The organism is Dyella japonica A8 (assembly GCF_000725385.1).
Classification (GTDB): Bacteria; Pseudomonadota; Gammaproteobacteria; order Xanthomonadales; family Rhodanobacteraceae; genus Dyella; species Dyella japonica_C.
The window spans coordinates 1,212,320-1,232,250 of record NZ_CP008884.1; the positions used below are offsets into that span (position 1 = coordinate 1,212,320).

The 19,931-nt window shown below is 66.2% G+C and carries 17 protein-coding genes; 10 read left to right on the forward strand and 7 right to left on the reverse strand.

Annotation, left to right across the window (positions count from 1 at the left end; translation table 11 throughout):
• Positions 1-122 precede the first annotated feature (122 nt).
• The 4 genes from HY57_RS04990 to HY57_RS05005 all read left to right on the forward strand — a co-directional run bounded on the left by HY57_RS04990 (position 123) and on the right by HY57_RS05005 (position 7,788).
• Positions 123-1,772 carry a Na/Pi cotransporter family protein gene (locus HY57_RS04990; protein WP_019464938.1) on the forward strand — a complete coding sequence of 550 codons (1,650 nt, stop codon included), beginning with the start codon at positions 123-125 and terminating at the stop codon, positions 1,770-1,772.
• A 289-nt stretch (positions 1,773-2,061) separates the two neighbouring features.
• Positions 2,062-3,174, forward strand: a complete 1,113-nt coding sequence (locus HY57_RS04995) for an efflux RND transporter periplasmic adaptor subunit (protein WP_019464939.1) — start codon at positions 2,062-2,064, stop codon at positions 3,172-3,174.
• Positions 3,167-6,268, forward strand: coding sequence for an efflux RND transporter permease subunit (locus HY57_RS05000; protein WP_019464940.1), 3,102 nt, complete (start codon positions 3,167-3,169; stop codon positions 6,266-6,268). Before HY57_RS04995 ends, HY57_RS05000 begins: the two co-directional genes overlap by 8 nt.
• A 2-nt stretch (positions 6,269-6,270) precedes the next feature.
• On the forward strand, positions 6,271-7,788 hold the full coding sequence (locus HY57_RS05005) for an efflux transporter outer membrane subunit (protein ID WP_019464941.1): 1,518 nt from the start codon (positions 6,271-6,273) through the stop codon (positions 7,786-7,788).
• Positions 7,789-8,025: 237 nt separating this feature from the next.
• Here the strand turns inward: HY57_RS05005 and HY57_RS05010 are convergent, their stop codons facing one another.
• Positions 8,026-8,652, reverse strand: a complete 627-nt coding sequence (locus HY57_RS05010) for a DedA family protein (RefSeq protein ID WP_019464942.1) — start codon at positions 8,650-8,652, stop codon at positions 8,026-8,028.
• A 402-nt stretch (positions 8,653-9,054) separates the two neighbouring features.
• Positions 9,055-10,785 (reverse strand): DNA primase, encoded by a 1,731-nt coding sequence (dnaG, locus tag HY57_RS05015; protein ID WP_019464943.1) that lies wholly within the window; start codon positions 10,783-10,785, stop codon positions 9,055-9,057.
• Positions 10,786-10,947: 162 nt separating this feature from the next.
• Between dnaG and HY57_RS05020 the strand changes: the two genes are divergently transcribed.
• A complete protein-coding gene (locus tag HY57_RS05020) occupies positions 10,948-11,586 on the forward strand; it encodes a GNAT family N-acetyltransferase (RefSeq protein ID WP_019464944.1) in 639 nt (212 codons plus the stop codon).
• A gap of 5 nt (positions 11,587-11,591) precedes the next feature.
• Here HY57_RS05020 and HY57_RS21130 read toward each other — a convergent pair whose 3' ends face one another.
• The gene (locus HY57_RS21130) at positions 11,592-11,762 is read right to left on the reverse strand and encodes a DUF1328 domain-containing protein (protein WP_019464945.1); all 171 of its coding nucleotides are present in this window, start codon (positions 11,760-11,762) and stop codon (positions 11,592-11,594) included.
• Between the two features lie 235 nt (positions 11,763-11,997).
• On the opposite strand from HY57_RS21130, the gene HY57_RS05030 reads away from it, so the two are divergent.
• The gene (locus HY57_RS05030) at positions 11,998-13,740 is read left to right on the forward strand and encodes a S41 family peptidase (protein WP_019464946.1); all 1,743 of its coding nucleotides are present in this window, start codon (positions 11,998-12,000) and stop codon (positions 13,738-13,740) included.
• Positions 13,741-13,764: 24 nt separating this feature from the next.
• Here the strand turns inward: HY57_RS05030 and HY57_RS05035 are convergent, their stop codons facing one another.
• Both HY57_RS05035 and rpsU read right to left on the reverse strand, forming a co-directional pair.
• Complete coding sequence (locus HY57_RS05035) at positions 13,765-14,211, reverse strand: GatB/YqeY domain-containing protein (RefSeq protein ID WP_019464947.1); 447 nt, start codon at positions 14,209-14,211, stop codon at positions 13,765-13,767.
• Positions 14,212-14,645: 434 nt separating this feature from the next.
• Entirely contained in the window at positions 14,646-14,861 is a 216-nt protein-coding gene (rpsU, locus tag HY57_RS05040) for a 30S ribosomal protein S21 (protein WP_014404075.1), read from the reverse strand.
• A gap of 123 nt (positions 14,862-14,984) precedes the next feature.
• Here rpsU and tsaD point away from each other — a divergent pair, with 123 nt between their 5' ends.
• The 4 genes from tsaD (at position 14,985) to HY57_RS05060 (ending at position 18,051) form a co-directional block, all read left to right on the forward strand.
• A complete protein-coding gene (gene tsaD / locus HY57_RS05045) occupies positions 14,985-16,010 on the forward strand; it encodes a tRNA (adenosine(37)-N6)-threonylcarbamoyltransferase complex transferase subunit TsaD (protein ID WP_019464948.1) in 1,026 nt (341 codons plus the stop codon).
• A 110-nt stretch (positions 16,011-16,120) separates the two neighbouring features.
• Positions 16,121-16,480, forward strand: coding sequence for a dihydroneopterin aldolase (folB, locus tag HY57_RS05050; protein WP_019464949.1), 360 nt, complete (start codon positions 16,121-16,123; stop codon positions 16,478-16,480).
• Positions 16,481-16,492: 12 nt separating this feature from the next.
• The gene (gene folK / locus HY57_RS05055; RefSeq protein WP_019464950.1) at positions 16,493-16,975 is read left to right on the forward strand and encodes a 2-amino-4-hydroxy-6-hydroxymethyldihydropteridine diphosphokinase; all 483 of its coding nucleotides are present in this window, start codon (positions 16,493-16,495) and stop codon (positions 16,973-16,975) included.
• Between the two features lie 221 nt (positions 16,976-17,196).
• Complete coding sequence (locus HY57_RS05060) at positions 17,197-18,051, forward strand: DUF6159 family protein (protein WP_019464951.1); 855 nt, start codon at positions 17,197-17,199, stop codon at positions 18,049-18,051.
• Between the two features lie 56 nt (positions 18,052-18,107).
• On the opposite strand, the gene HY57_RS05065 is transcribed toward HY57_RS05060, so the two are convergent.
• Positions 18,108-18,854 carry a pteridine reductase gene (locus tag HY57_RS05065; protein ID WP_019464952.1) on the reverse strand — a complete coding sequence of 249 codons (747 nt, stop codon included), beginning with the start codon at positions 18,852-18,854 and terminating at the stop codon, positions 18,108-18,110.
• A 58-nt stretch (positions 18,855-18,912) separates the two neighbouring features.
• Positions 18,913-19,560, reverse strand: coding sequence for a hypothetical protein (locus HY57_RS05070; protein ID WP_019464953.1), 648 nt, complete (start codon positions 19,558-19,560; stop codon positions 18,913-18,915).
• Positions 19,561-19,931 lie beyond the last annotated feature (371 nt).

Sequence of the window (19,931 nt, forward strand, 5' to 3'; positions counted from 1 at the left end):
TCACTGCGCCGCATCAAAATAATTGGGGTCGCCATCATGGCGTTCCATCCGTTCCAAAGACTCTCGCAAGGGAGTGCGTGGATGCTGCCTGCATCCCGTTTGTCCAAAAAGGAGGCCAAGCCATGAAAGGCACCTTCGCTCTTCTCGACATTGCCGGCTACGTCGCCCTGCTGCTGTGGGGCACGCACATGGTCACCAGCGGCGTGCTGCGTGGCTACGGCAGCATGCTGCGCCGCTGGATGGGTCGTTATCTCGGCCATAGGCCGGCTGCGCTGGGTTTCGGCATCTGCGTCACGGCGCTGCTCCAGAGCAGCACCGCCACCGGCCTGATGGCGACCTCGTTCGCCGCCAGCGGCTTCCTCGGCCTGGCGCCGGGGCTGGCCGTGATGCTGGGCGCCAACGTGGGTACCACGCTGATCGTGCAGGTGATGTCCTTCGACATCTCCATCGTGGCGCCGGTGCTGATCCTGATCGGCTTCACCGTCCATCGCCGCACCGACGATGTGAGCTACGAGAACCTCGGGCGCGTCGCCATTGGCCTGGGACTGATGCTGCTCGCCTTGCATTTGCTGGTCGGCGCGATGGCGCCGGTGGAAAACGCGGCCGTACTGCACGCCATCCTGCAGAGCCTGGCCAGCGAGCCGGTGCTGGCCATGCTGGTCGCGGCCCTGCTGACCTGGGCCTGCCATTCCAGCGTGGCCGTGGTGCTGCTGATCGTGTCGCTGGCGACGGCAGGCGTGGTCGACGCGCCGGGCGCGCTTGCGCTGGTGCTGGGCGCCAACCTCGGCAGCACCATTCCGGCGCTGATGGAGGCGCATACGCCGTTCGCCCGCCGCCTGCCGATGGGCAACCTGATGGTGCGCGCCTTCGGTTGCATCGTGTGCCTGCCGATCCTGCCGCTGGTCGCCCACTGGCTTGCGCCGCTCGGCGCGTCGCCGGCGCGCATCGTGGTGAACTTCCATACCGCGTTCAACCTGGCGCTGGCGTTGATCTTCATCGTGCCGGTGGAAAGCCTGTCGCGCCTGCTGGTGCGCCTGCTGCCGGAGCCGCCCAAGCCCAATGATCCGGGCGTGCCGCAGTACCTGGACGAGGCCGCGCTGGATTCGGCCAACGTCGCACTGGCGAATGCGGCGCGCGAATCCATGCGCATGGCCGACATGGTGGAGGGCATGCTCAAGGGCATTGTCGAAGTGTTCGGCAAGGACGACCGCGCCCGCGCCGCCGCCGTCAGCCGCATGGACCCCTCCCTCGACAAGCTGGGCATGGCCATCCGCGAATACTTGGCGGACCTCGGTGGCCAGCCGTTGAACGAGGAGGACGGCGAGCGCAGCCAGGAAATCCTCGCCTTCGTCATCAACATCGAGCACATCGGCGACATCACGGCCAACAACCTGATGGAGTTCGCCGCCAAGAAGGCGGCGAGTGGCCAGGACTTCTCCGCCGACGACATCCAGGACCTGGCGGCCATGCACACCCTGGTGATGGAAAGCCTGCGCCTGGGCCTTACCGTGTTCCTGCGCGGCGACCTGCGCGCGGCCCAGCAGCTGATCGCGCGCAAGGAGGCCTTGTGGCGGCTGGAGAACGAGGCGTCCGAGCGGCACATCAAGTCACTGCGCGAACGCCGCGACGGCGGCGGTGGCGGGGACGTGTATCTGCGCATCCTGCGCGACCTCAAGCGCATCCATTCCCACCTGGCGGCCCTGGCCTACCTGCCGCTGGAGCGCGCCGGCCTGCTGCAGGATCGCCTCGTGCGCGAGCACGCGACGACCTGATGTAAGCCTTGGCGGCTATCGTATTCAACCTGTAAAGGAGCAACGGCACATTGGACCCGGACCCATCGACTGACATCGCATTTTCTTGCTGACGACGCCGTCCTCGTTCCTGCGCGTGCTCCTTCCGGAGTAAATCCCGCAAGCGGTGGCCGGTGTCGGCGCACACCGCGAGCGGGTCACGCGTTCCAGCTCCAGGCGACCTGGAACGCAACCCCTTCGCAAACACTGCTCCATCCCCGGTATGGGAGTGGATTGCAGCCGCATGCCGAATTTTTGCAGGGGATTACCCATGTTTCACCGCCTGTCCCGCGTTTCCATCGCCTTGGCCATCAGCGCTTCGCTGGCTGCCTGTTCCCACCACGCCGACGACCAGGCCGCCGCGCCGGCCTTCGTGGATGACCACGGCACACTTCGCGTTCCGGATGGATCGCCGTTGCGCAAAGAACTGGTGATCGCACCGGTCGACATGCGCGAGGCCGCGCACGCCATGCAGTTTCCCGCGACCGTCGAAGCGGACCCCGCGCATACGGCCAACGTCGTCGCGCCGCTCACGGGCCGCATCACGGAACTCAAGGTCGGCCTGGGCGACCACGTCGAACACAACCAGCTGCTGGCCGTGATCGATTCTGGCGACATGGCGCAGGCCCATGCCGACGTCGTCAAGGCGGCGGATGCGCTGGCCCTGGCGAAGAAAACGCTCGATCGCGCACACGGCGTGCAGCAGGCCGGCGGCAACGCCGTGAAGGACCTCGAGGCGGCGCAGAGTGGTTACAACCAGGCCCAGGCGGAGCTCACCCGCGCGCAAACGCGTGAGCAATCGCTCAACACGGCTGGCCAGGCAGGGTCCGCGCGCGGCATCCGCATCACCTCGCCGGTGAGCGGCTACGTGACGACCCTCACCGGCTCGCAGGGCACCTACGTCAACGACACCACCACGCCGCTGATGACCATTGCCGACCTCAGTTCGGTCTGGATCACCGCCAACGTGCCGGAAGCCGACGTTGGCCATATCGCCAAGGGCGAGGCCGTGGACGCCGTGCTCTCCGCTTATCCGGACCAGGTGTTCCACGGCAAGGTGAGCTTCGTCAGCCAGGTGCTGCAGTCGGATACCCGCCGCGACATGGTGCGCGCCGTGTTCCCCAACGCGGACGGCCGCCTGAAGCCCAACATGTATGCCAACGCCAGCATCGCCGTGCCGCAGCCGGCGCAGGTGATCGTGCCCGAGTCGGCGCTGCTGATGAACAACGACAGCACCACGGTATTCGTCGAAGTGTCGCCGTGGACGTTCCAGCGCCGCACGGTGGAGCTGAGCTACGACGAGACCGCGGGCGCACGCGTGCTGAAGGGCCTGAAGGCGGGCGATCGCGTGGTCGTGAAGGGCGGAGTCCTGCTCAATGATTAACGCGATCTTCCACTTCTGTTTCCAGAAGCGCGTGATGTTCTTCGTCATCTCGGCACTGGTGTTGTGCTTCGGCTACTACTCGTGGACGCAGCTCGCCATCGAGGCGTATCCGGAGCTGAGCGACGTCACCGCGCAGGTGACGACGCAGGTGCCGGGTCTGGCTGCGGAGGAAATCGAACAGCAGATCACCATTCCGCTGGAGCGCGGCCTGTCGGGCACGCCCGGGCTGGTAAGCATGCGTTCGAGCAGCACGTTCGGCCTGTCGCTGATCACCCTGGTGTTCAAGGACGGCGCCGAGGACTACTGGTCGCGCCAGCGCGTGATGGAACGCATCAGCCAGGTGACTCTGCCGGCGGGCATCACGCCCGGGCTCGATCCCGTCTCCGGTCCGGCGGGTGAGATCTATCGCTACACGCTTGAATCCACCAGCAAGAACCTGATGGAGCTGTCGGAAATCCAGCGCTGGGTGGTGGTGCCAGCGCTCGAAAAGGTTTCCGGCGTCGCCAACGTGGACATCTTCGGCGGCTTTACCAAGGAATTCCGGCTGGAGCTCGATCCGAGCAAGCTGCTGAAGTACGGCGTCAGCGTCAGCCAGGTCAGCAGCGCGATCTCGGCCAATACCGCCAATGCGGGCGGTGGCCGCATTACGCGTGGCGAGCAGTCGTACATCGTGCGCGGCATCGGCATGGTGCACACGCTGAAGGACCTGGGCGACGTCGTGGTGACCCAGAGCAACGGCGTGCCCGTGCTGGTACGCGACCTGGGCAAACTCGAGTACGGCCACCAGGTGCGCGAGGGCATCCTGGGCAAGAACAACAACCCCGACACCATCGAAGGCATCGTCGACCTGCTGAAGTACGAGAATCCGTCACGCGTGCTGGAAGGCATCCATGCCACGGTCGCCGAGCTGAACAAGCAGCTCGCCGGGCAGGACGTGCGCATCGTGCCTTACATCGATCGCGACGACCTGGTCGAAGCGACCAAGGAAAAGGTCTTCCACACCGTGATGGAAGGCGTGGGCCTGGTCTGCATCGTGCTGATCCTGTTCCTGGGCAGCCCGCGTTCGGCGATGGTGGCGGCGGTGGCGATCCCCATGTCGCTGGTGACCGTATTCATCCTTATGCAGTTCACGCACATGCCGGCGAACCTGTTTTCGCTGGGTGCGATCGACTTCGGCGTGATCGTGGACGGCACCATCGTGGTGACCGAGGCCATCCTTCGTCGTCGCGAGGAAAAGCCCAACGCGGTGCTCACCGAAGATGACGTGATGACGGTGACCAAGCACGTCGGCCGCTCGATCTTCTTCGCGACCCTGATCATCGTCACCGCCTACCTGCCGCTGTTCGCGTTCGAACATGCCGAGGGCAAGCTGTTCCGCCCGATGGCCTTCACCGTGGGCTACGCATTGCTGGCCGCGCTGCTGTGCACGGTGACATTGACGCCGGGCCTGGCCTACATCGCGCTACGCAAGCCGCGGAAGATCTTCCACAACAAGCCGCTGGAACGCCTGCAGGCCGCTTTCACGGCGACGCTGGCTCACCTGCTCGGCCGGTTGCCGGTGGTCTATGCGGTGGCCGGTGCCGCTTTCCTGGGCGTGGTTGTGTTGGGTGCCAGCATCGGCCGGGAGTTCCTCCCCGAGTTGGACGAAGGTTCGCTGTGGCTGCAGGTGCAGATGCCGACGGGCCTGTCGATGGACAAGGCAAGCGCCATGACGGCGGACCTGCGCCGCGCCGTGCGCGAGTTTCCCGAGGTGTCCTACATCGTCACCCAAATGGGCCGCAACGACACCGGTACCGACCCGTGGACACCGTCGCACGTCGAGGCCGGCGTGGGCCTGAAGCCGTACGACACCTGGCCTGATCATGAGAGCAAGGCGGAGTTCCTGCGCCGCTTCAACGCCCGCATGCAGCAGATTCCCGGCATCTCGGTCGGCATCAGTCAGCCTATCGTGGATGGCGAGAACGACATGATCGGCGGCGCGCACAGCCCGCTGGTGCTGCGCATCTACGGCGACGACTTCAACGAACTGCGCCGCATCGGCGGCGAGATCGTGGACGTGTTGCGCGGCGTGCGTGGCACGGCGGAAGCATCGATCTTCCAGGAGCCGCCGATCCCGCAGCTGGCCATCACCGCCGATCGCGATGCGGCGGCCCGCTACGGCATCAATGTCGGTGACATCAGCAACCTCATCCAGACCGGCATCGGCGGCGCGCCGATCACGCAGGTCTACGTCGCCGATCGCATCTACAACGTGACGGCGCGCGTTTCCAACGCGACCGCCAACAGCCTGGAAGCAGTCGGCCAGTTGCCGTTGACCTCGGCCGGTGGCGCGCAGGTGCCGCTGAAGCAGGTGGCGGACATCCGCTACAAGACCGGCGAAAGCACCATCGCGCACGAGAACGGCAAGCGCCAGATCACCATCCGCATCGACAACCGTGACCGCGCGCTGTCGGAGTACCTGGCCGACGCGCAGCAGCAGATCGACGCCAAGGTGCATTTCGACAAGCAGAACTACCAGCTGCAATGGGCGGGTACGTTCGAGAACCAGCAGCGCGCCCAGGCCCGCCTGGTGGTGGTGATGGGCCTGGTGATGGCGATCATGCTGGTGTTCCTGTTCATGGAATTCGGCAAGCTGCATCAGGCGGTGATGGTGCTGGCGGTGGTGCCGCTGGCGACGGTGGGCGGCCTGATCTCGCTGCACCTGCGCGGCGAGACGCTGAACATCGCTACCGCCGTCGGCTTCATCGCGCTGTTCGGCGTGGCAGTGCAGAACGGCATCATCATGGTGGCCAACATCAATCGCGTGCGGAAGAGCGGCCACAACCTGCGCGATGCCGTGCTGGAAGGCGCGACCGAGCGCTTCCGTCCGGTGCTGATGACTGCCACCGTGGCCAGCGTGGGCATGTTGCCGGCGGCACTCGCCACCGGCATCGGTACCGACGTGCAGCGCGGGCTTGCCACCGTCGTGGTGGGCGGCCTGCCCATCGCCACGCTGCTCACGCTGTTCATCCTTCCGGGCTTCTATTTCGCGCTCGAACGATTCCTCGAACGACGCCGTCGCCAGCACCGTCCGCATCCGTCGCGGGAGCTGTGATCATGACCAAGACCAAGTGCCTTTATCCGTTCCGCCCGGTGCTCGCCGTGAGCATCGCCCTTGCGCTCACCGCGTGCGCCGTCGGCCCCGACTACAAGCGGCCGCAGGCCCCCAAGGCCAAGGAATACGCACCCACGCCGATCGCCCGCGATACCGCGTCGGCGACGGGCGCGGGCGGCGAATCCCAACACCTGCTGCAGTCCATGGACATGCCGGGTCAGTGGTGGACGTTGTTCCATTCCGAGCCGCTCAATGCGCTGATTGACGATGCGCTCAAGCACAACGCGGACGCGGAAGCCGCGCACGCCGCGTTGAAGGCGGCCTGGGAGGCTGCGTACGCGCAGCGTGGCGTGTACTTCCCGCAGGTGACTGCCAGCGTGAATCCCACCCGCCAGGACATCGCCAAGGATCTCGCCAGCCCGGCCTCGTCCGGCGCGGATCTCTACAACCTCACCACCGCGCAGGTGAGCGTGTCGTACGTGCTCGACCTGTGGGGCGGCAATCGCCGTCAGGTCGAGTCGCTGGTGGCGCAGGCGAACCAGCAGCGTTTCCAACTGGAAGCCACCTACCTCACGATCACCAGCAACGTGGTGAACGCGGCGATCGAAGAGGCGTCGCTGCGCGCGCAGATCCAGACCACGCAGCAGATCATCGAGGCGCAGACGCGCATCCTTGCCACGCTGCAGCGCCAGCACGAGCTGGGTGACGCCTCCGATGCAAGCGTGGCCGCCCAGGTCACCGCATTGGAGCAGAGCAAGGCCACGCTGCCGCCGCTGGACAAGCAGCTGGCACAGCAGCGCGATCTGCTCGCCGTGCTGACCGGCCGCACGCCGGACCAGCGCATCGATGCGCAGTTCACGCTGGACAGCCTGCAATTGCCTACCGACCTGCCGCTCAGCCTGCCGGCGCAGCTGGTGGAACAGCGGCCCGACGTGCGCATGTCGGAAGAGGCGCTGCACTCGGCCAGCGCGCAGGTGGGCGTGGCCATCGCCAATCGGCTGCCCAATGTGCAGATCAACGCCTCGTTCGGACGTGCCTCGGAGAAGGCCAGCCAGTTGTTCAACGCAGGCAATGGCTTCTGGAACCTGGGCGCCGCGGTATCGCAGCCACTGTTCGATGGCGGCACGCTCAAGCACAAGCAACGCGGTGCCGAAGCACAGCTCCAGCAGGCGGCCGCGCAGTACCGCAGCACAGTACTGCAGGCGGTGCAGAACGTGGCCGATACGTTGCACGCCATCGACGCGGATGCGCAGGCACTGGCAGCCAGCGAACGCGCCGAACGCGCGGCAGCCCACAGCCTGGACGTGGCGAAGCGTCAGCTCGCCCTGGGCGACCTGAGCGAAAGCGCCATGCTCAACACCGAACTGGCGTGGCAGCAGACGGCGCTGGCGCTGGTGCAGGCGAGGGCGGCGCGCTATGCCGATACGGTGGCGTTGTTCCAGGCGCTGGGTGGTGGTTGGTGGCATCGCACGGATACCGCCGACATGGCTGGGTCAGGGGTGTCGAAGGAAAGTCACTGACGCGCCATTCGCGTCCCCTCATAGTCATCCTCGCGAACCCCGAAAAGGGGGCCAGAACGGGCATTCGGCTCCCCTCATCGTCATCCCCGCGAACCCCGAAAAGGGGGCAAGAGCGGGGATCCAGCGCCTTTGATGCCATGAAAGTCACTGGATTCCCGCCTTCGCGGGAATGACGGGAAAGAAGCGGGAATGACGGGGAGGGCGCAGGTGTTCTTTGGCAATTTGGCGCCCAGCGATTCAGCGTGAACCCGACTCGCACGCCACGCGGCGCTTGTGCCGCCACCACAGCACCAGTGCGACGACGAGCGCGATGCCGCCGACCAGCCACAAGCCGTGCTGGCCACGATGGATCCACATGGCCAGCCATTCATGGTTGTCGGCGCCGAAATAGCCCAGGTACACCCAGATCGGCACGCTGATCAGTGCCGCCAGCCCATCGAGCAGGAAGAAGCGCAGGAACGACACGCGATGCGTCGAGCCGGCGGTAATGAACACGGCGGTGCGCATGCCGGGCAGGAAGCGTGCGATGAACATCAGGCGATTGCCGTAACGCTCGAACTTGTGCTGCACCTTGGCATAGCGCTCCGGCGTGAGCACGCGCGCCACGAAGCGCAACTTGAGGATGCGTGCGCCGAAATGGTGTCCCAGCAGGAACATGCCCGAATCGCCCACCAGCACGCCGGCCATGCCCACGCCGAACATGGTGTGCACGTTGGCGTAGCCCAGGCCGGCGATGACGCCGCCGGCGACCAGGGTGATGTCCTCGGGCAAGGGCACGCCGGCGCCGCACAGCAACAACGCGAGAAACACCGCGAGGTAGCCGTTTTCGGCGAACACCGTGACCAGTCGTTCAAGCAGTTCCATCTACATCCGCGCCCTGGTGGACTACCCCGTGCCTCTCAAGAGGGTTTGATGATCCCATAGGGACATGCCCATGCGCTTGCGGCAGCGCAGGGTGGCCCCGTGCCCCGACCTTCTGACAGGGACGGGGCAGGGCGGCATCTTGCCGGGATGCTGGTTAGAAGCCTGTTGTCCCGGAGACTGTTCCGGATCTTTGCGCCTGTTCAAAATCTCGCTTCAGCACCCAGCACCCCTCACCGTCATTCCCGCGAACCCCGAAAAGGGGGCAAGAGCGGGAATCCAGTGCCTTGGAGCTTTGAGCACAGCGTGAAAAGACGCTGGATTCCCGCTTCCGCGGGAATGACGGTGAGGAAACTTGGCGTTTGCGAGAGGTTGTGAACTGGCTCTCAGCCAGGTGCCAGTCGATCAGGCGGACTTGGGCGGGGTCACCCGCGCCGCGAGCAGTTCGCGCAGCTCGGTTTTCTCCGCGTTGTCCAGGGTGCCCTCGCGGCTCTTGGCGGTCAGCCAGTCGCGGCGCTGGATCACGGCCTGCTGTTCCATGCGCTTGAGCGCGTCGAAGAACTCCGCGCGCTGGGCCTCCGGTTCACCCACCACCATGGCGGCCATCAGTTTCTGCAGGGCGGAATATTCGGCGCGCTCGGCGAAATGCTCCACCAGCGAAGCGGAGTTGATGCCGGGGCGTGAACGCGCCAGGTCGATCAGCTCCGCCAGCAGTTCCACGCCCGGCTTGTCGAGGCGCAGGAAGCCGTAGGGACGTTCTACCTCATCCGCGGCGCCGGGCTGCGCCAGCAACAGGGCGATGGCGCTGCGCACCAGCGAACGCTGGACCACGGTGGGTCGCTGCACCGCCGTGCGCGGGGCGGGCGAGTTGTCTAGCGTCGTGCGTGCGCCGGTACGCTTTTCCAGTTCCTGCGCCATCAGGTCGCGGAAGGCGCCGTCGGGCAGGCGGGCGATCAGTGGGCGAGCACGCTCGGCGAGGCGCGCGCGGCCGTCGAGGCTGCCGGTGTCCACGTCGTGCGCCAGCTCGCCGAAGAAGTATTCGGAAAGCGGCGTCGCGGCCTTCAGGCGCTTCTCAAAGCCTTCCTTGCCTTCCTTGCGGATCAGCGTGTCCGGATCCTCGCCATCGGGCAGGAACAGGAAATACGCCTGCCGGCCATCGCGCAGGCGCGGCAGGGCCGATTCCAGCGCCTTCCACGCGGCAGCGCGGCCGGCGCGGTCGCCATCGAAACAGAACACCACGTCGGGCGCGGCGCGGAACAGCACCTCGGTATGTTCGGGTGTGGTCGCCGTGCCCAGCGTGGCCACCGCAATGGGCAGGCCGGCCTGATGCATGGCGATCACGTCCATGTAGCCCTCGACCACCACGATGCGCGGCAGGCTCGGGTTGGCCTGTTTCACCTGCCACATGGCGAACAGCTCGCGACCCTTGTGGAACAGCGGTGTTTCGGGTGAGTTGAGGTACTTCGGGCCCTGCTCCGATTGCAACACACGACCGCCGAAGGCGATCACGCGGCCACGCCGGTCGAGGATGGGGAACATCAGCCGTTCGCGGAAGCGGTCGTAACGGCTGCCGCGTTCGTTGCTGGCCACCATGCCCGCTTCGTTGAGCAGCTTCATGCGGCGATCGCTGCCGCCCAGCGCCTTGATCACGCCATCGAAGCCCGCGGGCGCCCAGCCGATGCGGAAGCGCTGGATGGTCTGCGCATCCAGCCCGCGTTTCTTGCAGTACGCCTGCGCGTCGGCGCTGCGCGGCAGTTCCTTCTCGTACCAGCTGGCCGCCGCGTCGAGCAGCGCATAGAGGTCGGTCTTGTCCTCGCGCGGGCGATCGTCGCCGCCTTCGCGCGGCACGGTCAGGCCGACCGACTGCGCCAGCTCCTCCACCGCATCGGGAAATTCCAGCCGCTCGTAATCCATCAGGAACTTCACCGCGCTGCCGTGCGCGCCGCAGCCGAAGCAGTGGAAGAACTGTTTGGCGGGGCTCACGTAGAACGAGGGCGAGCGTTCGTTGTGGAACGGGCAGCAGGCTGTCCACTCGCGGCCGGCCTTCTTCAGCGGCACGCGCCGCTCGATCACGTCGACGATGTCGACGCGGGCAAGCAGTTCGTCGATGAAGCTGTCAGGGATACGTCCGCGCATAAGGTGTGTAGTTTATCGGTTGCGGCCTTCCCGGGGCGCATGGATGGCCGCATTCCACCCCCGTTCGGGCCGCCGGGCCCCACTGTGGCGGTCATCCGGCTGCCTTATGCTGTCGGCGGGGAGCCGTGATGGCCTGGGGGAGACATGGGGAACGTATTGGGGATGGCTCGCCCGGGCCTGCGGGTGCGGTTTCGTCCGGCCGCGCCGGAGGATGCCGACGTGGCGGTGCCATTGATCTACAGCTCCGGCCCGACCGCATTCGACTACGTGTTCACCACCCGCGACGGCGGTGACGCCCAGGTGTTCCTGCAGCACTGCTTCGTGGACGGTGCCGGTGAATTCGGCTGGCGCAATCACTGGGTCGGCGTGGCCGATGGCCAGGTCGTGGCGGTGGGTGCGGGTTTTGGTGCGGACACCAAGTGGCCATTCACCCTGGCGGCAGCCCGCCAGATCATCGGCCACTATGGCCTGCGCCGAGGGCTGGGCGTGATCGCCCGCGGGCTGCGGGTGGAGTCGGTGATCCGTCCGCCGGATGGCGACATGCACTACCTCGCGCACCTGGCAGTGTTGCCCGAGCTGCGGGGACACGGCATCGGCCGTGCGCTGATCGACCAGTTGATCGGCACGGCACGCGATGCAGGGCGCCGCCGCGTCACGCTGGATGTGGCCGTCAGCAATCCAAGAGCCGAGGCTCTTTACCGCCGCGCGGGATTCAAGGTCATCGGCGAGCGCCGGTCACAACTCGCCAACGAGCGCGGTCGCGTTCCCGACCATCGGCGCATGGAGCGCGTGATCGACTGAGCCGGCTAGGCCAGGTGAATCAGGCCGATCACGGCCAGCAGCGCGAGCAGGAACAGGATGATGAAGACCGCGAACAGCAGCTTGGCGATCGCCCCCGTCACACCCGATAGCGTGCCGAAACCGAGCCAGCCGGTGACGATGGAGACGATGGCGAGGATGATGGCCCATCTGAGCATGTGTCACTCCCTGGGAGGAACGGGCGCCGCCGGCGGGGCCGAAGGTGGATCCGTTGTAGATGCCTGCATGTGAACGTCATGCAGTGCGCCTGTGCAGGCAGGGCGGGGCCATTCATGTGGCGCGCTTGTCGTAGTTAAGGAAACAACCACGACGACAGGCAGGGGGCGACGCCGGCCGAACTTGCTAGCTTGGATGCACGTGCTTCTCGGGGGAGAGGCCAATGGGAGAGGGACCATGCGTTATGGATGGACGGCCTTGGGCGCTGCCTGCCTGCTGAGCTTTTCGGTACACGCCGGGGACGCTTCGCTGCAGCAGCAGTACGCGCACATCCAGGATCTGAACAATACGTCCTGGCGACTGGTGTCCGCCCCTTCCGGCGATCCGCAGGCACTGGCGAAAGCTGTGGAGCTGTCCCGGCAATCACTGGCGAGCGCGGAGCAGATGAAGGCGGCACTGCGGGAAAACGCAGGCCTTGCCTTGGAAGTGACGCAACGCCACAGCGACGCCTTGCGTATCCTCGCCAGTGCCTATGCGCTTCAGAACGATCGTGAGCACGCGCTCGCCTGTCTGGAATCGCTTCTGAAGGAAGCATGGGTGGAGGCATCGACGGCCGACCTGCTTGCGAAGAATCATGCGCTCGACCGCTTGCGCGACGAACCACGCTACAAGGCGGTCATCGCGGCACTGGGGCGACTGGATTCGCAGTGGCGTGCACCGGCCATCGCGACGACGGATACCGAACTGGACGAGGCGCACCGCATCGCCGGACTTTCGCTGTTCTGGTCGGAAGCGCGCTACAACTTCGTGCACTTCGAGCTGGTGCCCGATCTCGACTGGAACCAGGCATATGTGGATTTCCTGCCCAAGGTGATCGCAGCGAAGAGCCTGCACGACTACTACGAGGTGATGATGCGGTTCGCGCCTTTGCTGCATGACGGCCATACCAGCATCACGCCGCCCGCGACGATCTCGAACGAGTTCTACGCACGCCCGGCGATTCGCACGGCCATGATCGACGGCCATGTACTGGTCACGGAAGTGTGCAGCCCGAAGCTGGCGTCGCAGGTGCGCGTCGGCGACGAGGTGGTGAGCGTCGACGGTCAGGACGTTCGCCAGTACGCGCAGGAGCGCGTCGAGCCCTATGCAAGTACATCGACGCCGCAGGACACGCTCGTCCACGTCTACGACTACCGCTTGCTGCAGGGCGATCATCGGCAGCCGGTGACGCTGGGGCTGAAGGACGCTGCGGGTCGCCTGCGCCAGGTGCGGTTGTCACGTGAGAACGACCCGTCCGTCCAGGTTGCGCCGACGGTCGACTGGCGCATGTTGCCCGATGGCGTGGCCTATCTCGCCATCCATGAATTCGAGGACGATGACGGTGTGAAAGCCTTCGAGCGCGCGTTGCCGCAGATCCTGCATGCCAAGGGCTTGATCCTGGATCTTCGCCGCAACACCGGTGGCTCCGATGTGGTGGGCGCGCAGATCCTGAGTTACCTGACGGACCGGCCGCTTCAAGGGAGTCGCAGCAGAACCCAGGAATATGCACCGGTGTATCGGGCGGACGCGGGGCCTTACACCGCCTGGAACGAATGGGAGGCTGGCACTTTCCAGATGGAGCGCGCGCAGCGCTATCACGGCCCCGTCGTCGTGCTCGTCGGGCCGCGCACGTATTCGGCGGCGGAAGACTTCGTGGTCGCTTTTGATGCCTTGAAGCGAGGCACCCTGATGGGCGAGACCACCGGCGGAAGCACGGGGGAACCGCTCCAGTTCAAGCTGCCCGGTGGCGGCACGGCGAGGATCTGCACCAAGCACGACAGCTTTCCGGACGGCCGGGAATTCGTGGGCAAGGGCATTGCGCCCCAGATCACCGTGGCCCCCACGGTCGAGGACATTCGCGCGGGACGCGACCCCGTCATCCAGCGGGCGCTGGCGGTGCTGGCCGGCAAGGAGGCCTCGCCGGCCACGCCTGCGCCCTGAGGCGCAGGCGGACAAGGCAGGCGATCAGCCCGCCAGGCGGGCCTTGATGCGGCCGGACACCACGCCCATGTCGGCGCGGCCGGCGGCCTTTTCCTTCACGGCGGCCACCACCTTGCCCATGTCGCGGGCCGAGCTGGCGCCGGTTTCGGCGATGGCGGCGGTGATCAGCGCGTCGATCTCTTCCTCGCTGAGCTTGGCCGGCAGGTAGGTCTCGATCACCTTCATTTCGGCCTGCTCCACGTCGGCCAGGTCCTGGCGATTGGCCGCCTGGTACTGGCTGATGGAGTCCTTGCGCTGCTTGACCATCTTTTCCAGCACGGCCAGGGTCTGGACGTCGTCCAGCTCGATGCGCTCGTCCACCTCGCGCTGCTTGACCGCGGCCAGGATCAGTCGGATGACGCCCAGGCGGTCCTTCTCGCCGCCACGCATGGCGGTCTTCATGTCGTCGGTAAGCTGCTGTTTCAGTGTCATGGGTTTAGAGCCTGTCTAAGGTCTCCTCGTGCCCCGCGCCGGGAGCTGTTTGCGCGCAGGTCAAGGAAGAATGAAGGAGTGTACGTCCGTACACGACTGAGTGATGACGCCGGCCTGCGGGCAAACAGACCCGGCCCTCCGGGTTGACCTTGAGAGGCCGTCATGCGGCAGCACGCGGCTTGGCCTGCCCGCCAGGCAGGCGCTGCGCCACGCACTACCACCTGACGGGCTCTCAAGGTCAGCGCGGGGCACGGGGAGACCTTAGACAGGCTCTTATCCTTGGAAGCACACAAAGCCGGCGTTGCACTGGGCAACGCCGGCTAGTGTAGGTCTACTGACTCAGCGGCAGCGGATGGACGCGCCAGCTGCCAGGCTACCTGTCATGGCACCGAAAGGTGCCGGAACCGCAATCGTCCGCGTAGCGGACGACGGGCTCAGTACAGGCGCGTACGACGCGAGGTGTCGCGCGAGAGGCGGCGCAGGTGACGCTTCACGGCAGCTGCACGCTTGCGCTTACGCTCCTGGGTCGGCTTTTCGTAGAACTCGCGCTTGCGGGTCTCGGCCAGGACGCCGGCCTTTTCGCAGGTGCGCTTGAAGCGACGGAGGGCAAGCTCGAACGGCTCGTTCTCGCGGACTTTTACGCTGGGCATGGAAACTCCAAGTGGTAGACTGGCTCGCCTGAACGGGCCGTTTGAATACGGTGAGCCGCGAAGTATAACGTGGAAACGACAGCAATTTCAAAGCCCCAGTACAACCCGGTTCTGAACAAGCCGGTGCTGGGCATCGAGACCTCCTGTGACGAGACCGGCGTGGCCCTGCTGCGCTGGGAACAGGACGCGCCCGGCAACGGGCTGCTTTCACATACCCTCTACAGCCAGATCAAGCTGCACGCCGAATACGGCGGGGTGGTGCCGGAACTGGCCAGCCGCGACCACGTGCGCAAGCTGTTGCCGCTGGTGCGCGAGGCGCTGGGCCAGGCGGGCCTGGCCCCGGCCGATCTTGGCGGCGTGGCCTATACCGCCGGTCCCGGCCTGGTCGGCGCCCTGCTGGTGGGCGCCTCGGCGGCCCGGGCCATGGCCTGGGCGCTGGGCGTGCCGGCCATCGGCGTGCACCACATGGAGGGCCACCTGCTGGCCCCGCTGCTGGAGGAAGACCCGCCGGAACCGCCCTTCGTGGCGTTGCTGGTGTCCGGCGGCCACTCCATGCTGGTGGAAGTGAAGGGCATCGGCGACTACAAGATCCTTGGCGACACGCTGGACGACGCCGCCGGCGAGGCCTTCGACAAGACGGCCAAGCTGATGGGCCTGCCGTATCCGGGCGGCCCCGCGCTGGCCAAGCTGGCCGAGCAGGGGCGCCCCGGGACGTTTCGTTTCTCCCGCCCGATGACCGACCGTCCCGGCCTGGATTTCAGCTTCTCGGGCCTGAAGACCCAGGTGTTGCTGGCCTGGCAGCAGTCGGACCAGAGCGAGCAGACGCGCGCGGATATCGCCCGTGCGTTCGAGGAAGCCATCGTCGACACCATGATCATCAAGTGTCGCCGTGCCTTGCAGGCCAGTGGTGCGAAGCGACTGGTGATCGCCGGTGGCGTGGGCGCCAACAAGCGCCTGCGCACCGAACTGGCCGCGGCCGGCGAGAAGGATGGCTTCAAGGCCTACTTCCCGCGTCTGGCGTTCTGCACCGACAACGGGGCGATGATTGCGCTGGCCGGCGCCATCCGCCTGGCGCATGGCCAGCACCAGGACGAATCAGTGCAGGTGTTCCCGCGCTGGGATCTGGAAACATTGCCGCCGGCAGTGTGACGCCAGGCTGCGTTCTGTGGGAGCGCACCCTGTGCGCGACCGACGCTCGTCGAGGCATCGGCAGTCGCGCACAGGGTGCGCTCCCACGGATGGCCCGGTAACCTATCCGCATGGATATCGTTTTCATCGAAGATCTGCGCATCGATGCCGTCATTGGCATCTACGACTGGGAGCGCCGCGTGCGCCAGACCTTGTCGTTCGACATCGAAATGGCGTTCGACAACACCCTCCCCGCCGCCAGCGACGACATTGCGCTCACGCTCAATTACAAGGACGTGTCCAAGCGCCTGATCGACTACGTCGGCGCCTCCAGCTTCGGCCTGGTGGAAACGCTGGCGGAACGATGCGCCGCGATCATCCGCGAGGAGTTCGGCGTGGCCTGGGTGCGGCTCAAGCTGTCCAAGCCCGGTGCGGTACGCGGAGCGAAGTCGGTCGGCGTGCGCATCGAGCGCGGCACCCGGCCGCAGTGACGCACTGAATCGATGGCACGCGTCTACTTGAGCCTGGGTTCCAACGTCGAACCCGTGCGCTATCTCAACGCCGCACTGGACGAACTTCGCGCGCGATTTGGCGCGCTGGCCGTCTCGCCGGCCTACCGCAGCCAATCGGTGGGCTTTGACGGCGCGGATTTCGTGAACCTTGCGGTGGGGCTGGATACCGAGCTTTCCCCCGAGGCGCTTAACGAGTGGCTGCATGCGCTGGAAGACCGCCACGGACGCCGCCGCGACGTGCCGCGCTATGCCGACCGCACGCTGGACGTGGACATCGTGCTGTACGACGACCTGGTGCGTCAGGGCGAGGGGCACCTGGACATCCCGCGCAAGGAGCTGAGGCATGCCTTCGTGCTCAAGCCCATCGCGGACATTGCGCCGGAGCTTAGGCATCCGGTGACAGGGTTGACCATGCAGGCGTTGTGGGAGGCGTTTCCGGCTGAGAGCGAGCCGCTGCAGCTTCAGCGGCTCTGAGGGACGGCCCCTCTATTGGCGCCGATCGTCCTCACCGTCATTCCCGCGAAAGCGGGAATCCAGTGCCTTCGCGGGTGTACTTAAAGACGCTGGATTCCCGCTTTCGCGGGAATGACGGTGAGGACGAATAAAGACCGGGGAAGCCTCGGGCCCGCCGCACTGTCGCTGTAACACGGCAAGTGCTAGAAATCGCAGCCACCACAGGACAGGGGAGTAGGGATATGGCAGGTCGTTTCGCGCGAAGCTGGACCTTGATGAAGGCCAGCGCCGACGTATTGCGTTCGGACAAGTCGTTGTTGATGTTTCCGTTGGCCTCCAGCATCTGCTGTCTGCTGGTGGCGGCGAGCTTCCTGATTCCGATCATCGCGGCCCTGGTCGCGGCAGGCGACGTGGCGGAGCACGGCCGTCGCATGACCGCGGGCGGTTATGTACTGATGTTCCTGTTCTATCTCGCGCAGTACTTCGTGATCATCTTCTTCAACACCGCGCTGGCCGGCGCCGCGCTGGCACGCCTGCGTGGCGAGGACACCAGCTTCAGCGACGGCATGGCGATTGCCCGCGAGCGCATCGTGAGCATCTTCGGCTACGCGCTGATCGCCGCCACCGTGGGCCTGGTGCTGCGTGCGCTGCAGGAGCGCCTGGGCCTGATCGGCCGTCTCGTCGCCGGTTTCCTCGGCCTTGCCTGGACGGTCGCGACCTTCCTCGTGGTGCCGGTGCTGGCCAGCCAGGACGTGGGCCCGACCGAGGCGATCTCGCGCAGCGTGGAACTGCTCAAGCGCACCTGGGGCGAGAACATCATCGGCAACGCCGGCATTGGCGTGGTGTTTGGCCTGCTGATGTTCTTCGCCATCCTCGTGTCGGCCCTGCTGGTCGGCGGCGCGTTCGCCATGCAGTCGACGGCGGCCATCATCGCTGCCGTCGTCATCGTGGTGGTCGGCCTGACCATGCTCGGCCTGATCCAGGCCTCGCTGCAGGGCATCTACGCTGCAGCGTTGTATCGCTACGCGGAAGACGGCGAAGTGGGCCACGGCTTCGACCAGGCCATGCTGGAGCAGGCGTTCAAGCCGAAGAAGTAAGCGGGAACCTCGTACAGGAAAACCATGTGGCCGCGCATTGTCGCGGCCACATGCGTTTATACGGACAGTGTCCGCCCGCCATCGACGCGGATGATCTGCCCGGTCACGAACGGCGCGTCGCGCAACAGCCACAGCACCGCACCGGCGACGTCCTCCGGCGAACCCGCGCGACGTAGCGGCGTGCGCGCCAGCATGGCCTGCTGGTCGTCATAGGATTTGCCATCGCTGGGCCACATCACCGCGCCGGGCGCGACGCCGTTGACGCGCACGTCGGGGCCCAGGTCCAGCGCCAGCGAACGCGTCATCGCTTCGAGCGCGGCCTTCGCCATGCAGTAGACCGGATGGTTGGCGAGCGGGCGCTCCGCGTAAATGTCCACCATGTTGACGATGGCGCCGCGCGCTTCGCGCAACGCGGGCGTGGCCGCCTGCGCGATGAAGAACGGCGCCTGCGCATTGGAGGCGAACAGCTCGTTCCATTGCGCGGGCGTCGCCGTGCCGACGGGCGTGGGGTAGAACGCCGAGGCATTGTTGACCAGCGCATCGAGGCGGCCGAAGCGGTCCGCCACGCGCTGCACCATCACTGGCAGCACGTCCAGATCCGCCAGTTCCGCCTGCACGGTAAACGTGCTGCCGCTGCGCTGGCGCTCCAGCGAGGCGGCAAGTAGCTCAGCCTCGGTGGCGGAATGGCGGTAATGCAGGGCGAGGTCATAGCCGGCGGCATGCAGCGTGCGTGCGATGACGGCGCCGACGCGCTTGCCGGCACCGGTGATCAATGCAACGGGGCGCTCGTGGCGAGGGTTCATGCGTGGGCTCCTGCGTGGCGCAATCAGGCGGCGAGCTTGCCCCAAAGCGGGGGTGACGTCATCCCGCGGGCGTCGTCGTTTCCGTGCCGGGTGCGTCGGCCAGGGTCGTATCGGTGGCGAACGGCTGGCTGAACATGGCGATGGCGGTGCGCGCCACCTGTCCGGTGTCGTAGTACGCGTAGCCGCCCACGCCCATGGCGCCGACCACCGGCAGCCAGCGCGAGATGCCGCTGCCCACGGCGCGCTGGGTCACCTTGATGCCTACGGTCTTGGCAATGCGCTCGATGACGGAATAGGTGACCCGGCGGAACAGCAGGCGGTCGCCCACGCGCACCACCAGGTCGCGGAACGCCTGCGCGGCCGTGTGGCGGAACAGGCACCACAGCATCTGCTCGCGGCCCAGTTCCTGGTGCTGGCCGTAGGCGGCGGCGATATCGCTGACCATCTGCGCCTGGATCTTCCAGATAGCGATGACCTCGGGCAGCACGGTGAGCCAGCCGAGCGGGCCGGGCGGCAGCGCCAGCGATCCGGCGGTGAGCGCGGCGCGCTGCTGGGCACGGGCGGCCAGCCGCCGGGCGGCTTTTTCCGGATCACTGGCCCCCGGCACCTTGCTGTCGGGGATCTGGCTGACGAAGTCCAGGATGGCCTGGGTCACGCGGCTGTGGTCGGTGATGACGGCCGGAAGCTGGGAGGGTGGTTGGGTCATGGGGCCGGACTCGGTGGGGCGGCGGATGCCACATGGCGCATCAGTCTAGGCCGCCCGGGTGAAATCCGGCTGAGCCCGGTCGGCTTCGTTGGCCTGAATGGCGGGAGCTCTGGGGCGAGATTCTCCCAAAGCTCGAACCCTTCAGGGCCTGTAAGTTGGGGCGTCCGGCGATTCATCCATGCTGACCATGCGTGAAAGTCGAGGCCATGGCTCGCTCGCGTGCTTTAAAATCAATGGATTATCCGCATCGGGTTATCCGCTTATCGTCGCGATCTCACCACTATGTGGCCCGGGTGGCGATGGCTGACAAGACAGCTCGCATGACATCAACCTTCGGACGGTACTGGCGACGGCCTGAGCCGACTCGCCTA

Coding starts and splice junctions, on each gene's coding strand:
- HY57_RS04995 (WP_019464939.1), top strand. CDS start 2,062: ATGTTTCACCGCCTGTCCCGCGTTTCCATCGCCTTGGCCATCAGCGCT.
- HY57_RS05000 (WP_019464940.1), top strand. CDS start 3,167: ATGATTAACGCGATCTTCCACTTCTGTTTCCAGAAGCGCGTGATGTTC.
- HY57_RS21130 (WP_019464945.1), bottom strand. CDS start 11,762: ATGCTCAGATGGGCCATCATCCTCGCCATCGTCTCCATCGTCACCGGC.
- HY57_RS05005 (WP_019464941.1), top strand. CDS start 6,271: ATGACCAAGACCAAGTGCCTTTATCCGTTCCGCCCGGTGCTCGCCGTG.
- folK (WP_019464950.1), top strand. CDS start 16,493: ATGGCACGCGTCTACTTGAGCCTGGGTTCCAACGTCGAACCCGTGCGC.
- rpsU (WP_014404075.1), bottom strand. CDS start 14,861: ATGCCCAGCGTAAAAGTCCGCGAGAACGAGCCGTTCGAGCTTGCCCTC.
- HY57_RS05020 (WP_019464944.1), top strand. CDS start 10,948: ATGGCTCGCCCGGGCCTGCGGGTGCGGTTTCGTCCGGCCGCGCCGGAG.
- dnaG (WP_019464943.1), bottom strand. CDS start 10,785: ATGCGCGGACGTATCCCTGACAGCTTCATCGACGAACTGCTTGCCCGC.
- HY57_RS05035 (WP_019464947.1), bottom strand. CDS start 14,211: ATGACACTGAAACAGCAGCTTACCGACGACATGAAGACCGCCATGCGT.
- HY57_RS05070 (WP_019464953.1), bottom strand. CDS start 19,560: ATGACCCAACCACCCTCCCAGCTTCCGGCCGTCATCACCGACCACAGC.
- HY57_RS05065 (WP_019464952.1), bottom strand. CDS start 18,854: ATGAACCCTCGCCACGAGCGCCCCGTTGCATTGATCACCGGTGCCGGC.
- HY57_RS05030 (WP_019464946.1), top strand. CDS start 11,998: ATGCGTTATGGATGGACGGCCTTGGGCGCTGCCTGCCTGCTGAGCTTT.
- HY57_RS04990 (WP_019464938.1), top strand. CDS start 123: ATGAAAGGCACCTTCGCTCTTCTCGACATTGCCGGCTACGTCGCCCTG.
- HY57_RS05060 (WP_019464951.1), top strand. CDS start 17,197: ATGGCAGGTCGTTTCGCGCGAAGCTGGACCTTGATGAAGGCCAGCGCC.
- HY57_RS05010 (WP_019464942.1), bottom strand. CDS start 8,652: ATGGAACTGCTTGAACGACTGGTCACGGTGTTCGCCGAAAACGGCTAC.
- folB (WP_019464949.1), top strand. CDS start 16,121: ATGGATATCGTTTTCATCGAAGATCTGCGCATCGATGCCGTCATTGGC.